Origin of the sequence: Nocardia alni (assembly GCF_019038435.1) — a bacterium.
GTDB lineage: Bacteria > Actinomycetota > Actinomycetes > Mycobacteriales > Mycobacteriaceae > Nocardia > Nocardia alni.
This window is the reverse complement of the sequence record NZ_JAGPOX010000089.1, coordinates 1-13721: the sequence shown is the minus strand read 5'-3', so window position 1 is coordinate 13721 and position 13721 is coordinate 1. Positions and strand designations below refer to the sequence as shown.

Genomic DNA, 13721 nt, shown 5'->3' with positions numbered 1-13721 from the left:
CCTTCGCCTGATTGTCAATTCAACACACAAGGAGTGATACCCATGCATACGGTGATTACCGGCGGTGCCGGACTGATCGGCAGCCATCTGGCGCTCAGACTGCTCGATCTCGGACACGAGGTGACCGTGATAGACAACTTCTCCACCGGGCATCGAGCCAATCTCGATCAGGCTATCGGCCACCGCAAGTTCGCCCTGCGGTTCGGTGACATCACCGACCGGTACTGTCTCGGCAGCTTGAACGCGGTCACCGGGATTGTGCACCTGGCGTGCCCGGCCGCGCCCGCGATGTACTCCCAGATGCCCATCGAGACGTTGCGGGCCGGATCGCAGGGCACCATGAACGCGCTCGAGGTCGCTGAGTCCCACGGGGCGCGCATAGTGCTGGCGTCCTCGAGCGACGTATACGGCGATACCACGACCCACCCGCAGACCGAGACCTGCCGGGGTGCGATAGACCCGCTCGGGCCGCGCTCGGCCTACGAGGTGACCAAGATGTTCACCGAGGCCGCCGCCATCGGCTACCAGCGCAGCGAAGGTGTGCGTGCGGGGGTGGTACGCCCCTTCAATGTCTACGGACCGCACATGTGGCGCGGCGACAGCCGGGTAGTGCCCGCGTTCTGCGCCGCCGCCCTGGAAGGGCGGACGTTGACCCTGCACGGCGGGACGCAGACCCGCAGCCTGCTCTATGTCTCCGATGCCGTCGACGCGATATGCGCGATGCTCGAATGCGACGAGTTCGGGCCCATCAACATCGGCGCGACCGAGGAAATCAGCATCAAGGAACTCGCCAAAACCGTGATCGAACTCGCCGGCGCCGGTGACCTTGAGGTGATCGAAGCCCGTCAGGCCGACGCGCCGTCACGATGCCCGGACATGAGCCGGGCCGCCGAAATCCTCGGATGGACACCGCGCGTCTCGCTGGCCGAGGGCCTGGCGCTCACGGTGGACTGGATGCGCGAGCACCGCGACGGGCCGGAGGCCGCGGCATGAGCCCCGTGCGATTCGTCGTTCCCGGTAACTGGGGGGCGCTCACCGGGCGTGACATGTCGAACCTGTGGACCGAAGCCGATACGCTCGGCGACGCCCTTCGGTGGCTGACCAGCGAGTTCCCCGCTGTAGCGGATCGCATCCTGACCGCCGAGGGGACGATCCCGCGCTACGCCGCGGTCGCGCTGAACGACGAGCGCGTCAGCGCCGCCGAAGGCATCGATATTCCACTGACCGGCCAGCAGCCGCACGAGGTGTGCGTGTTGTCGGCCTTCATGGGCGGGTGAGTGATGTACGCGCCTACCGACAACATGGTGTGGGTTCCGCCGGGGCTCGTCGAAATCGGTTCACCGGAACAGCATTTGGCGTCTCTGGCCGACACACAGCATTACTCACGAACCTGGTTCGACGATGAGGCCCCGCAGCACACCGTCACCATCGATGGGTTCTGGATGGATCGTTACCCGGTCACGAATGCCGAGTTCGCGGAGTTCACGACTGCTACCGGGTGGGTCACCGCCGCGGAGCGGAACGGCGATGGCCTGGTCTACGGCCCGGACTACTGGCGGCCGATACCGGGCATATCGTGGCGGCACCCGCACCCCGATATCGACGCAGTCGCCGACCGGCCCGACCATCCCGTCGTGCACGTCGATCACAACGACGCCACCGGGTACGCGCAGTGGGCGGGCAAACGCCTGCCCACCGAAGCGGAATGGGAATACGCCGCCCACGGGCCGAGCTGGCAGGCGTGGCCTTGGGGGTCGGAGTGGTCGCGGCTGCTGGCCAATACTGCCGAGTACTGGGCGAACGCGCCCATGCGCGAGCTGGCGGACTGGAAACGCTGGTACACGGGCCACTGGACCGATCACGGACCCGCACCGGCGACTACCGCTGTCGGGATGTTCCCGGCGTCGATATCGCCAGTCGGGTGCCATGACATGGCTGGCAACGTCACCGAGTGGACATCGAGCCCCTACCGCTTCTACGGATCGGCGAACTACGCCGACGGATTCGGCGCGGCCGCCCGCCTCGGATACATTGTCGCCCGTGGCGGGTCATGGAAGATGATGCGTTTGCAGACCCGTACCAGCGAACGAATCTGCGGCATCCCGGAGTACGAAGCGTATGATCTCGGATTCCGTTGCGCCGCAACCGCGCCCGCCCCGAACCAAACACCCGCGACCGACAATCCATCCAACGACCACCAGGAGCAGCCGAATGACGATCACGCATGAGGGCTCGAACATCATAATCCGCAACGCCGACGATCAGATCCTGCTGTTCCTGCGCGACGACAAACCCGAGATCCCATGCCCCAACATGTGGGCGCTGCTGGGCGGCTACCGCGAGCCCGAAGAAACACCACTTGAGAACGTCATTCGCGAAATCAAGGAGGAAATCGGTGTGGTGCTCGACCCCGCCGAGGTTGAACACCACTGCACCCGAGAGCGTCACTGGGGTCTGCTCGAACACACATTCCGCACCCAGCTCGACTTGGATCTGGACAAGATCACGTTGACCGAGGGGCAGGAGTTGCGCTGGTTTAGCGAGACCGATATCGCGGCGACGGTCCTGGGATTCGAAGAGAATGAAATGCTCGCCGAGTATTTCACCCAGATCCGGCAGTAGTCGATCGGGCTGAAAACCGGGCCGCCCCCGCTAATTCCCAGGCCGCCCGGTTGGCTCTATCGACCCGCCAGGGCGATTGGACGACCCGTCTAAGATTCCAGTACACCGCAGAACGAGTCGGGCAACGAGAGGGGTAGAGCATGGATGATGATGATCTCGACTATGACGAGGCCGCTCAGGATGATTCCCGGTGGGTGCAGTGGGCGCGGCCGGGCCGGATCTCCGATCAGATCGAGCGGCTTTTCGCCGAGACTCTGCGGACGGTGCCTGATGTGCCGTGGTGGGATACCGCCAGCTCGGTCCGGTGTCATTCGCGTTCGCGGAGTCAGTAGCTCTGCTTCGGGATTCCCTGTGACACAGTGCCTTTCGTATACCTGGTGAGGCTGGCGGACACTGAAGGTGATGGCAGCATCTGAGCCCATGGGGCGTTGCGGAACTCAACCGGCCCAGGTGTGCAGTTGCTGAAGTCCAGTTTGCCAGTTCGCCTCTTACAAAGCGAAGGCTATCAAGAACAGACTGCTCAGTCTCAGCCAAGCGCCACCGCTGGAGGCCGATCGCTTGCTAACGGAGGCCGCAAGCGAGACGAATGTCCTTGCCTGGCAGGACTATCTCCTCCAAACTAGAGCTGGTGCTCCTAACCACGCCCAGCAAAGAGGATGTGCATGTCGCAGCCGGACTCCCCGCCACGGCCACAGGAAGATCCATCTAAGTCGCCGGGTGATGAGTCCGGATCGCAGCCTAACCCTCAGCCGCCTGAACGCAAGTCGATCTGGCGTGAGCCTGTTGTCGTCGCTGCGATCATCGCAATGATTAGTGCTGTTGCCGTCGCGCTAATTGGTGTCGGCTTCGGTGTAACGAAGAATCAGCCGTCCGCATCGACGAGGGCGCCGACTAATGTAGCCACTTCTACGGCCACGGGACCGACCACCAGCTCCGTTCTAAGTGTCTCGGAACCCTCGACCTCTCCGCAATCGGTGTCAGTAGCATGGGACATTGTCTATAGTGACAAAGAAATCGATCTGCCACCAATTCAAGGGCTATGTAACGCGTGGACTGCGGATCTTGAAGCTGGGAAGCTGCTCGACGGCGGAGGGACAGATTCCGATCTTGATGCGATGGTCGGTTGCGGGAACGACGGTGTACGCCCAGATGCGACCAACGGCGACTCTTGGGGGAGTGCGCCCTCGACAAAGCCGACAGCCCAAGAATGTCTTTACGCTGTCCGGAATAACTCAATAGGCGCCGTATCCTTTGATGATTTTGCGCCAGGTAATGCGTACTGCATGATTACTCGGAAAAAAAATATCGCCTGGTTCAAGGTGGTTACCAAGAGCGGAGAATATGGCTCAGGATTTGATATCTCAGTCACTCTATGGAAGCCGCGCACATAATTAGGCGGCAGGGCCTTGGCTGTATGTTCCGGAAAACATTGGAAACGGTAGACGTTTGTAGATGTCCGCGAGTTTCGTGCCTGGTCTCGGCAGAACGTGAAAAATGACAGTCGCGCGGCAAAAACTCAAAACGGACCATCTGGTCGGTAACCCTGGCTCTATCCGAGCCAGGGAGGACCGAAGGGATGCTTGCTGTGGAGGATTGGGCTGAGATTCGTCGTTTGCGCCGGTCGGAGGGCATGCCGATCCAGGTGATCGCCCGGACGCTGGGCGTGTCCCCGCAACATCGTGAAGCGGGCTCTGGCCTCGGACGGGCCGCCGAGGTACCAGCGTGCGCCGAAGGGGGCGATCGTGGACGTGGTCGAGCGCAGATCCGCGAGTTGCTGAAGATGTATCCCACGATGTCGGCGACGGTGATCGCCGAGCGGATCGGCTGGACTCGTTCGGTGCCGGTCCTGTCGGGGCGGGTCGCGGAGTTGCGGCCGGCGTATCTGCCGCCGGATCCTGCGTCGCGGACCTCGCGTATGTCGCCGGGGAGATCGCCCAATGCGATTTCTGGTTCCCGCTGATCGAGTTGCCGGTCGGGTTCGGGCAGGTCCGCAGCCCGAAACAGCTGCCGGTGCTGACGATGGTGCCCGGACGCGGCGCGCGTTGGGGTGTGCACCAACCGACCGGATCACCGCGGACCGCCAGGCGACGCTCGGCGCGGCTGCCGCGTGATCGACTACATTCGCTTGGATTCCAACGACTATTCGGTGCATCCCTCGGTGATCGGGGGTCCTGCTGGATCAGTCCGATCAAGGAGCGATGGCCAAGGAGATGTGATGCGGAGCGGCTGCTTTGGGAATCAGCGGGCTAATGCAGCCAAGATCACGGTGGCTTGCAGGAAGCCGATTGCGGTGATCAAGCAGCGCATCGCCACGCGGAGCTTGAGATACTGGTACCGGTGCAGGTTGGTGGTCTTCCACAATTCGACGAGAGCGCCTCGAACCTGTTGCTCTGGCGAGAGGTTCATGACCGACTCGCGGAAGTCCTCGAACGTCGTCCAATGCTCGCGGACATAGGGGTAGGCGTGAAGTATTGATGCGTCGTTGTCGATCGGAAGGATGGGCCAGTTACGCATCGTAACTAGCGCGATCGATGCGGATATAACCGATCCGGCCACAGCCAGGAGAGCGCCGAAGGCGGTGCAGAGGACAGCGACGCTGGGATGTTTGGCATCCTCTATGGAGAAGGCCAGTGCTGTCCCGGCCACAACGAGCGCATTCGTGCTCAGTACTGCGCCTGCGCGCGTCCAGACGGTAGTGCGGATTTGATCTTCTCTGTTGAGATGCCAGCGAACCATTTCCAGGGGGAGCCCTCGTGGTTTGCCGACGGGTGCCCCCGACGTCATCGTCCGATCGTTGCGTATGCATCGGCGAGAGTAAAGATCGAATCGGCCGCGGTTCGCGAACGATCCACGTGGTGGACGATGAGGCAGCTGTCGGTGGACAGGATCTGGATCAGCTTGCGCTGCGTGCACCGATCAGCTAAGGGATAGCCAGGATGGGCACAATCCGGGCAACTACTGATAGACGGCTGTGGATTCTGTGGGCTCGGGATAAGAACTGCCTCAGAGTCTCCACGCAGTACTCGATCTCGCGACAAGCTTGAGACTACGAAACCAGTTTGCCACTGCGAGAGGAAGTTTGATGGACGGTAGCCTCCTGTTCATGTTTATTAAAAGGGTTCTTCTCGGCGGCGATTGCCTTTGAGCTCGTCAGCGTCCCGTGGCCTGCGTTGTTGTCCCTGGGTTTGATACGCGCCTCCCGGCACGGCGCATGGCGAAAATGTTTGGCTGCCAACGTATTCACGAAGGAGCCCGGCTGTCATGCAACTGAGTAAGATCTACTTCCTGGTAGTAGTGTGCTTCCTATCCCCGCTGGCGATGTTGGCCCTTTGGATAGCTGCCTGGGGAATCCTGTACAGCTGCGCCCCCGACGAACAGTCGACCACGGTGAACACGCCGCCGACGGCCGAAATTGTGACCACCACGAGTACCACGCCCCGCAGCCGTGCTTCCCGTTCCAGCCATGCCCGTCCGGCTCTGCTGGAGCCAGCCAATAGATACGCGCTGTAATGGAATAAGTGCCGGCCCCGGGTCATGTTTCGCGCGAATCTGTGCATAGTGGCGCCGGAATGTCATGGGTCCGGCAGTCAGGTGGGGTCGGGGTGGTCGGCGAGATAGAACAGCGTCGCCTGGGGATCCCGTGCCACTGATCGCCTCGCGCGAAGTCGTTCCCCGCCTGCCCCTTGCGTCGAGTCAGCAGGCGACCGGCTTTGTCTTCTTCTGGACGACGGCCAGACGTCTTCGGCGCGACTCCCGGAATTCGTCTCCTCGGTGATTCTTTCCCCGAAGCTCTCATCCTTCCAGTTCGGCGTAATCGAACTTCAGGCTATTTGATGTAATATGCGAGCTGAAGCATGTTTTGAGTTGCGGCCGAGCATTCTTAATTTCCTCAATGCCACAGGCGAATCTTCTTGTTGTCTGCGATGGCGAGCATTCGCCCGTCACGGCTGAAAGTGACGGGCAAATTGAGGCGAGAATGGCCGGTGAGGGGTTCGCCGACCAGCGTATATGTAGCAGTGTTCCATAGTCGTACCGTCCGGTCCCAGCTCGCAGTGGCAAGAAGGTGACCGTCAGCCCGGAACGTTATGGCATCGATCCATTTGGTATGGCCGGTGAGAGGTTGGCCAACTGGTGCGGTTGTGGTGGTGTTCCACAGGCGCACAGTCCGGTCGTCGCAGCTGGTTGCGAGCAGTCGACTGTCAGGACTGAATACCACTGGCGCTGCTAGCCGGGGATGGCCCGTGAGAGCGTTGCCAACTTGCGTTCCGGTGGCGGTACTCCAGAGCCGCACGGTCCGGTCACCTCCAGCGGTAGCAAGCAGGCGGCCGTCAGGACTGAATGTCACGAGAGTGACCCAATCTCCCGTATGACCTGTGCGGTGACCTATGAGGGGATGGCCGATTGGTTCACCTGTGTCCGGGTCCCATAGCCGCACGGTTCCGTCATAGCCTGCGGTGGCGAGCATAGTTCCATTTGGATTGAAGGCCATCGACACGACCCGGCTGGTGTGTTCGGTGAGTTGCCTACAGACCTGCATACCTGTGGTGACGTCCCACAGCCGGACGGTTCTGTCCCAACTCGCGGCCGCAAGCAGGTACCCGTCGGGACTGAACACTACGGGAAGCCGCCCAGTTCCGGATTTAATGGAGTTTCCAACCGGGCTGCTGATGGGGGTACCGGTATCGGTGTCCCAGACCTGGACTGTTCCGTCTTGAGCGCCGACGGCGAGCAGATATCCGTCGTGCCTGAACGCCACGGTGGAGATCAATTTGGAGTGACCTGCCAGGGGTTCTTTACAGACCGGCAAGCAGGTTATTGGATCCCAGAGACGAACGGATCCGAACGTGCTCGCGGTGGCGAGCAGACGCCAGTCTGTGCTGAATGAAAGTGCCTTGATGTCGTTCACCCAACCCGTGCAGACATTCACTGTTTTCGATATTTTGCTCGGCGCTGGCGCTCGTCCGTAGCTGGCGGTAGGTAAAACAGGAAGGGTCCGGGGGAATAGATTCCTCGAACGCGGCCTTATCGGGGTATTCTGCAGTGTAGTCGACACCCCGGTCGGGGCGGTTGCCCGTTCGCCCGGATTACCGTGTAGGTAGATTTTCGCCAAGGGCCGAATGGTGAAATACCCACCCCAGTACACATTGCATAACAAGGCCCAACCACCTGTATTGAAGGCGAGTGCCGCGACAGAGACTGTAGCGCTAATTATCACACCTGCGCCTGCCGTCACAACGGAAGGATCGCGAGAAGCGTTACCAACGGCGAGTAGCCTTATATTCGAGGGTATTCTAGCCCGAGCGCGCATCACCGTCACACTTACTGCAACCGACGCGACAGCGGCCGAGGCGATCCCGAGTTCACGCCGTGTAATGCAGTGGTGACTCATTGCGAACCAGCCGCCTCCGGCGGCGCAGGTGATCAGCATTGTCACCTGTGCGAACCTCGCGAGCCCGCGCACCGTAGACGCCGTGTCCAGAGTCTCCATTAGGGCGACGGTAGCTACGACAAGTCCTATTATAGGTAGGGGTGCGGAACCATTCGCCAACGCCGAACCGCAAATGACGGCGACAGTTGCGATCGCGATCGCTCGCGATACATTCTGTAACGCCTTGCGTATCGTTGACACCGAGTCGTATCGCACCTGAGGACTCAGAGTAGAAGCCTGCCGGTTGCTCACACGGCGATCGGCCTCCCGCGCGAAGTACTCCTGTAGTTCCCGATGACGAAACTGGTAGCCCGGGCCTGCGAGACGTAACAAACCGGCGCCATAGCACCACTGCAGAAAGCGATCCAGCTGCCAGGGCAGCCAGATTCGAGATCTACGGGTGAGCACCAAAAGGGCGACATAATACCATCCGATATTATGAAATCGTGTCATGTATAGAGTTGCCGGCAAGTAGGCTATCAGCATCGGAAGAGCCAGAAATGCCAATCTTGGATCTCTACCGTCATGACCTAGCGGAATATTGACAAATTCGGCTATGATGAGACAGGCGGTGCCGACGAATATCCCGGTCAAAGGCCAGGTAATGAAGCTCCATAAGACAATATTTCCGGGCTTGCCACGCAGATTGTCACCGGGTTCAAGTTTCCTGAATATTGCCGACAGTGCGACAGTGAGGCTGATTACAATCGCGCCGACCAGGGTGAGCCGCCAGGCGATCACACCGAGCGCGGCCGCCAAGACAAACACAAGAGCGAATCTTAGACGACTGCGTCGAATTGGCAAATGTGTGAACAGTCTTGCGCGAGATGGTATAGGCCATAATCCTCCGCCCGGACGTTCCGGTTCCACGAAAATATTAGCGATGTCGCCCAGGACAATCGGAGGGATGCAAACGAGGATAATTAACCATACAGCTGGCGATAGCGAGACAGGCACTATAAATTTCTGGGCGATCCAGATAAATAACGGAAACCACACGAATAACTTCAATGCGGAAACGACTACCCTGGGTGCCACAAATCCGGACAGCGGCCAAAGATCATGTAGAACAATATCGGTTCCTGATAATACCCGGCCATGGAGAATCCGCGCGGGACGAGTCCTTGTCGGCAGGTTATGCTCTAGATAATCCGCGAGTACGCTTAGCCCGCGACTAACCCTGTCGGCCGAGTACCGATCAGGGTGCCGATGATCGCGATAAAGCTCCTCCGCTGCGGGGATGAGCAAGCCGAGCAAGTGGTCACGAATCTTGTCCGGAGTATCGAGGCTATCGTCAAGTAGTTCATTGGGATACCGACGAGGCCCGCTAACTCGATTGACCGGTTCGTAAACTGTCGCTGCGAGCGTCAAACGCCACGGTGTCGCTAACGCCGTGGCGATGGGTCCGGACGAGTGGCGCATCGCTGCAACGACCGGCTCCCAGGATTCGGGGTTCCTTGCGCGACGTGCCAGGAATGCCTCCGCGGCGTCGACTGTGACGGGTTGAAGCTGAATCCGGGCGGAATCCAGCATCCATTCGCCTGCCTGCTCCAACGCCTGATACTGATCATCTCGGCATGTCAAGATCACGGAGGCTTTGCTGTCGCCGTCGCGTTCCAAGAATGCGTTGCAAGCAACAATGATCTGGGCAGCCCGAGACGTCAATCCGGGTCGTTCGTCGGCATCGACTTCGTCCAAGCCGTCGACGACCGGCAAAACCATGCGTGCTTGCACCAGGCTCCGCGAGGATTTCATCGAGAGACCATAAACTTGGTGGAGATGCAGAATGAGCCAGTCCTGCAACCATTCACTTTCGGGGTTCTGGCCATTCGAAACAATATCGAGGGACGATGCTGAAAGACGTACCGGCACCGCCTCTCCCGCAGAATCATCACCGATCAGTCTAGAGATCAATTTTATCGCAAGAACCGTCTTGCCAGATCCGCCCGGCCCTGTAATTACCATTCGGCGAGGCTGCAGCCGACGAAAGTAGTCTACGACCTCGGCCAGAGTGCCCTCACGGGCCGCACCCACTGCAGCTTGGCTCCTGGCCCGGATGTACTCGAATTGCACGTCGATGGCCCGGTCGGCTTGCCCTCCGCCGCCCAGTAACTGCTGGGACGCTGTCCGTTCCCGCTCCGCAACCATCCGCCTCAGATCGACAACTGCGTCGGTGACCGAGCTTCGTCGGTTGAACAGTGAAATTTCAGTGATGGTCAGGTCGCGGCCCGCCTGATTCACCTGCGCATGCCCGGACGCCGTGACCCTTTGATGTGTAGGAACTTCAGAATGCCCTGGCAAGTCGGGAGCATCGGGTTCGCCCATGAACTAATGCTTGTCCTTCGGCTTCTCGGTAATGGTCAAGTCGCGGCCTGCCTGATTCACTCGTGCGTATCCTGACGCTGTAACCCGTTGCTGGACAGTGGCTGCCGCATGCGAGTCACCACCAACCTCGTTTTTGGTGCGATCCGCAATCGTCAGCCATGCTTGCAGTCCGGCCCCAACAACAACGAGGGCGGCGGTCGCGGCCCACCAGGCGATCGCCCAGTGCTGAGTCAACACCCCGGTTGCTACATTGACAGCGGCAGCGATCACTACTGTCGCTCCCGCCGCGATCCCGCGCTTCACTGCTGTGCTCACAGAATCCATCCCCCCGACCTCGCCCGAACAGCGGATTGCCCTGCACGACCAGTTGCTGTAGCAACGCCTCCAACCGCACTACCTGCAACTTGCGATACCTGCAGTCCAGTTCGCCAACGATCTACCTTGGTGTAAGCCCAATTCTGCACTCCCCCACCTTGTACCGCAAGCAGTGAGTGCGCGCGACAACTTCGACTCAAGCGTCTGTCTTGTGAGTGCCCGTGTACGAACTGATCAGTTAGTGAGGGCGAAGCGACGCCGCATCAGGATGATCATGGCCCACTGAACCATGGTTTCGTGGTGTTCGGGCAAGCATCGCGAGCACACTCCGAGCCCGGCGTGACAGCGCAGCTCCCCGCAGGACGCGCAGAGCATCGGCGGGTTCTTGGGCGGGTTCGGTCGCGAGCAGAAGCCACACCAGCCCGTTGCTTCCTGCAGATAGCCCATCGTCTGGTGCTGCGATGCGCGCGAACGCAGCAGCGTACCAGGCGAACTGCGCTCCTGGCCGAAGGCCAGCACTGACGACTCAACCTGGAAATGTACTCGGCCTACCCGTGTGGGAGCATGGTGCGAAGGCGATCGGTACGCGTGTCTCGCGTTGTACTGGCGCTGGTGCGGAGGCCCCCTGGTGACGGGGTACATGATCGTTTGGGCGACCGATGAGCCACGTTACGGTTCGCTACCGTCGTCAATGGGTCAGCGTTCGTGTCCGTATTCCTGCTGTTCGCGGGTTGGTTCGAGATCTGGTGACGTGGTGTCGTGATCTGTTGGGGCGCCGGGTGTTTTCGTGATGACTGCGTTCAGGGGGACGGCGTTGTCTTGTTCGAGGTTCATCCGGATGCGTTGCAGGGCAGGGGATACGTTGCGGTCGTCTAGTTGGGCGCGGATGGCTGTGCTGCGGTCGGTGTCGTTGTGGTCGGTGATGCCGGAGAGGCGGACGGTTTCGCGGATGGCTGGGTCGGGGTGGGTGGCCCGGTGGTGGCGGTCCACGATGGATTCGTGGACGCTGTCCCGTCCGTATTCGGTGGGCATGTTTCGGAGTTTCCAGGCCCGCACCGAGAGCCATTCCGGATCGTGTTTCCCCAGCCAGGCGCGGGCTTCCTCGAGATCGGTTGCCGTCCAGGACGGTGTCCGGGGACGTGGTGCGCGTTCGTGTCGGTCCGGACCACGGCGCGCGGTGGTGCGTCTGTTGGTCTTTCGTCTCGCGGTTGGCGCCGGCGTTTGTTTGATTTCTGTTGCGGTGTAAGGGTCTTCGAGGATTTTTGCGATGGCGGTGTGCGGGTTGATGTGCCATCGGTTCAGCCAGCGTTGGCCTGGTTCGCCGGTGGCTTCCACGGCGGCGATGGCTTGTTCGCGGGTGGGCCGGGGTGTGCGGGTGGGGCCGATGAGGTCGCTGTCGTGGAGTTGTTGCACGGCGGCGTGCAGGTGGCGGCGGGTTAGGGGGTCGGGTGCGATCAGGACGCGGGCGTACGCGCGGTGCGGGTCGGTGTCGAACTCCCGCACCCACTGCTGCCCGGCCGGGCCGAGGTCCCGCAGCCGGATCTCCGCGGTGCCGATCGCGGCGGCCCGCTGGTCGCGGCCGGGATCGGTGCGGGTGGCATCCTGCTGGTTGTCGCCGTGCGCCCGGTATTCGGCGGTGGCCTCGGCGTGTTCGGTCACCAGCTGGTAGAGCTGGTCGCGTTCGTGACGCTGCTGTGCTTGGGTTTCGGCTTCGGCGGCTTCCAGTACAGTGGTGTCCATTTTGGCGGCGGCTACTCGCCAGGCCGCGTGGTCGATCATCTCGCTGACCCGGTCGACCTCGGCATCGTCGTGTGCGGTGAGGTCCACACCGAATCGGGTGAGGATCAGGTCGTTGAGGCGGTCGTGGGTGGTGGCGGCGAGTGGCGAGTGCTCGCGCCAGGTTCGCGCGGTGTCCCAGGCGCGCAAGATCTCCGCGCGCCCGGCGGTGGCGAACCATTTGTTCCCGGAGCGCTCACGTAGTGCCGCCTCGGCGGCCCGCTGCTGGGTGTTGAACATGTTCTCGGCTCTGGTGGCTAGTTCTTGCTGGAGGTGGGGGTTGTGCAGGACACGCTCGTAGGCGGTTGCCGGATCGGTTCGCCAGGTGTCGAGCCAGAGGCGGCCGGGTTCGCCGAGCTGGTCGAGCGCGGCGAGGTGTTCGGCGCGTTGAGTGTCGTCGTGGTGGGTTTCGTTGTCGAGTTGGTGTAGTCGTTGCGCGCTGTCGTGGAGTGCGAGGCGGGTGGGGGTGTCGGGGGCGATCAGGACGCGGGCGTAGGCCAAATGCGGGTCACGGTCGAATTCCCGCAGCCACGCCGCTCCGGGTTCGCCCAGGGCGTTCAGGCCCGCTTCCGCGATGCCGGCATTGGTGAAAGCCGCGTGGTTGCCGGTTTCGCGGTAAGCGGTAGTGGCGTTGGAATGTTTGGCGACCAGGGCGTACAGCGCTTGTGCGGCAAGGTGTTCAGTGTGGTCGTGAATGGTGGTGTCGGGGTTGTCGGTGTGGGTGGCGTGTCGCCATGCTGCTCTGTCGAGCAGGTGGCTGATGGCGGTCGGGTCAGCGGGGGCGGTCGCGGGCACGGTGTGTGTGAGGTCGATGCCGTAGCGTTCGCGGATCTGGCCGTCCAGGCGCCGGAGGGTGTCGGCGGCGAGCGTTGAGTGTGTTTCCCATTGGCGTGCGGTGCACCATGCTTCGGTGATGTGGGCTCGGGTCGCGGTGGCCCACCATTCGCGGGTGCGGGTGGCGCGGAGATAGGTTTCGACGGTGCGGCGTTCGGCCTGTAGCCGGCGTTCGGTGTGGCGGGCGGCGGCGTGGTGGCGGGCGGTGGCTTCGCGAGCGCGTGCCTCGCGGGTGCGACTCCAGTGTTCGGCCAGCAGGCCCGCTACCTGGAGGGTGGTGCGGAGCGCGGCGGCGGTTTCGCGGCCGATCTCGTCGTCGGTCATGGACTGTCGTCTCCAGTGGTCGTGTGCGTGGTACGCGTCGTGGTGTCGCGCGAACCGGGAGGGGTCAGGCGGTTCGGTCGGCGGCCCAGGGGTCGAG

At 61.6% G+C, this 13721-nt stretch carries 10 protein-coding genes and 1 pseudogene; 7 read left to right on the top strand and 4 right to left on the bottom strand.

The window, feature by feature from the left end:
• Positions 1-42 precede the first annotated feature (42 nt).
• The 7 genes and pseudogenes from JZ791_RS28355 to JZ791_RS28325 form a co-directional block, all read left to right on the top strand.
• Positions 43-993: an NAD-dependent epimerase/dehydratase family protein gene (locus JZ791_RS28355; RefSeq protein WP_216898403.1), complete on the top strand. Its 951-nt coding sequence runs from the start codon at positions 43-45 to the stop codon at positions 991-993.
• Positions 990-1277, top strand: a complete 288-nt coding sequence (locus tag JZ791_RS28350) for a ubiquitin family protein (protein ID WP_216898402.1) — start codon at positions 990-992, stop codon at positions 1275-1277. The genes JZ791_RS28355 and JZ791_RS28350 overlap by 4 nt, the downstream gene beginning before the upstream one ends.
• A gap of 3 nt (positions 1278-1280) precedes the next feature.
• Entirely contained in the window at positions 1281-2228 is a 948-nt protein-coding gene (locus JZ791_RS28345) for a formylglycine-generating enzyme family protein (protein WP_216898401.1), read from the top strand.
• A complete protein-coding gene (locus tag JZ791_RS28340) occupies positions 2212-2622 on the top strand; it encodes an NUDIX hydrolase (RefSeq protein ID WP_216898400.1) in 411 nt (136 codons plus the stop codon). Before JZ791_RS28345 ends, JZ791_RS28340 begins: the two co-directional genes overlap by 17 nt.
• A gap of 140 nt (positions 2623-2762) precedes the next feature.
• Complete coding sequence (locus JZ791_RS28335) at positions 2763-2954, top strand: hypothetical protein (RefSeq protein WP_216898399.1); 192 nt, start codon at positions 2763-2765, stop codon at positions 2952-2954.
• 330 nt (positions 2955-3284) lie between these two features.
• Positions 3285-4013 (top strand): hypothetical protein, encoded by a 729-nt coding sequence (locus tag JZ791_RS28330; RefSeq protein WP_216898398.1) that lies wholly within the window; start codon positions 3285-3287, stop codon positions 4011-4013.
• Positions 4014-4198: 185 nt separating this feature from the next.
• A pseudogene (locus tag JZ791_RS28325) lies at positions 4199-4647 on the top strand (IS21 family transposase); the annotation flags it as partial.
• 213 nt (positions 4648-4860) lie between these two features.
• On the opposite strand, the gene JZ791_RS28320 reads toward JZ791_RS28325, so the two are convergent.
• The 4 genes from JZ791_RS28320 to JZ791_RS28305 all read right to left on the bottom strand — a co-directional run bounded on the left by JZ791_RS28320 (position 4861) and on the right by JZ791_RS28305 (position 13624).
• On the bottom strand, positions 4861-5406 hold the full coding sequence (locus tag JZ791_RS28320) for a Pycsar system effector family protein (protein WP_216898397.1): 546 nt from the start codon (positions 5404-5406) through the stop codon (positions 4861-4863).
• A 1105-nt stretch (positions 5407-6511) separates the two neighbouring features.
• The gene (locus JZ791_RS28315) at positions 6512-10375 is read right to left on the bottom strand and encodes an NACHT and WD40 repeat domain-containing protein (protein ID WP_216898396.1); all 3864 of its coding nucleotides are present in this window, start codon (positions 10373-10375) and stop codon (positions 6512-6514) included.
• Between the two features lie 3 nt (positions 10376-10378).
• On the bottom strand, positions 10379-10699 hold the full coding sequence (locus JZ791_RS28310) for a hypothetical protein (protein WP_216898395.1): 321 nt from the start codon (positions 10697-10699) through the stop codon (positions 10379-10381).
• Positions 10700-11386: 687 nt separating this feature from the next.
• Positions 11387-13624: a hypothetical protein gene (locus tag JZ791_RS28305; protein WP_216898394.1), complete on the bottom strand. Its 2238-nt coding sequence runs from the start codon at positions 13622-13624 to the stop codon at positions 11387-11389.
• Positions 13625-13721 lie beyond the last annotated feature (97 nt).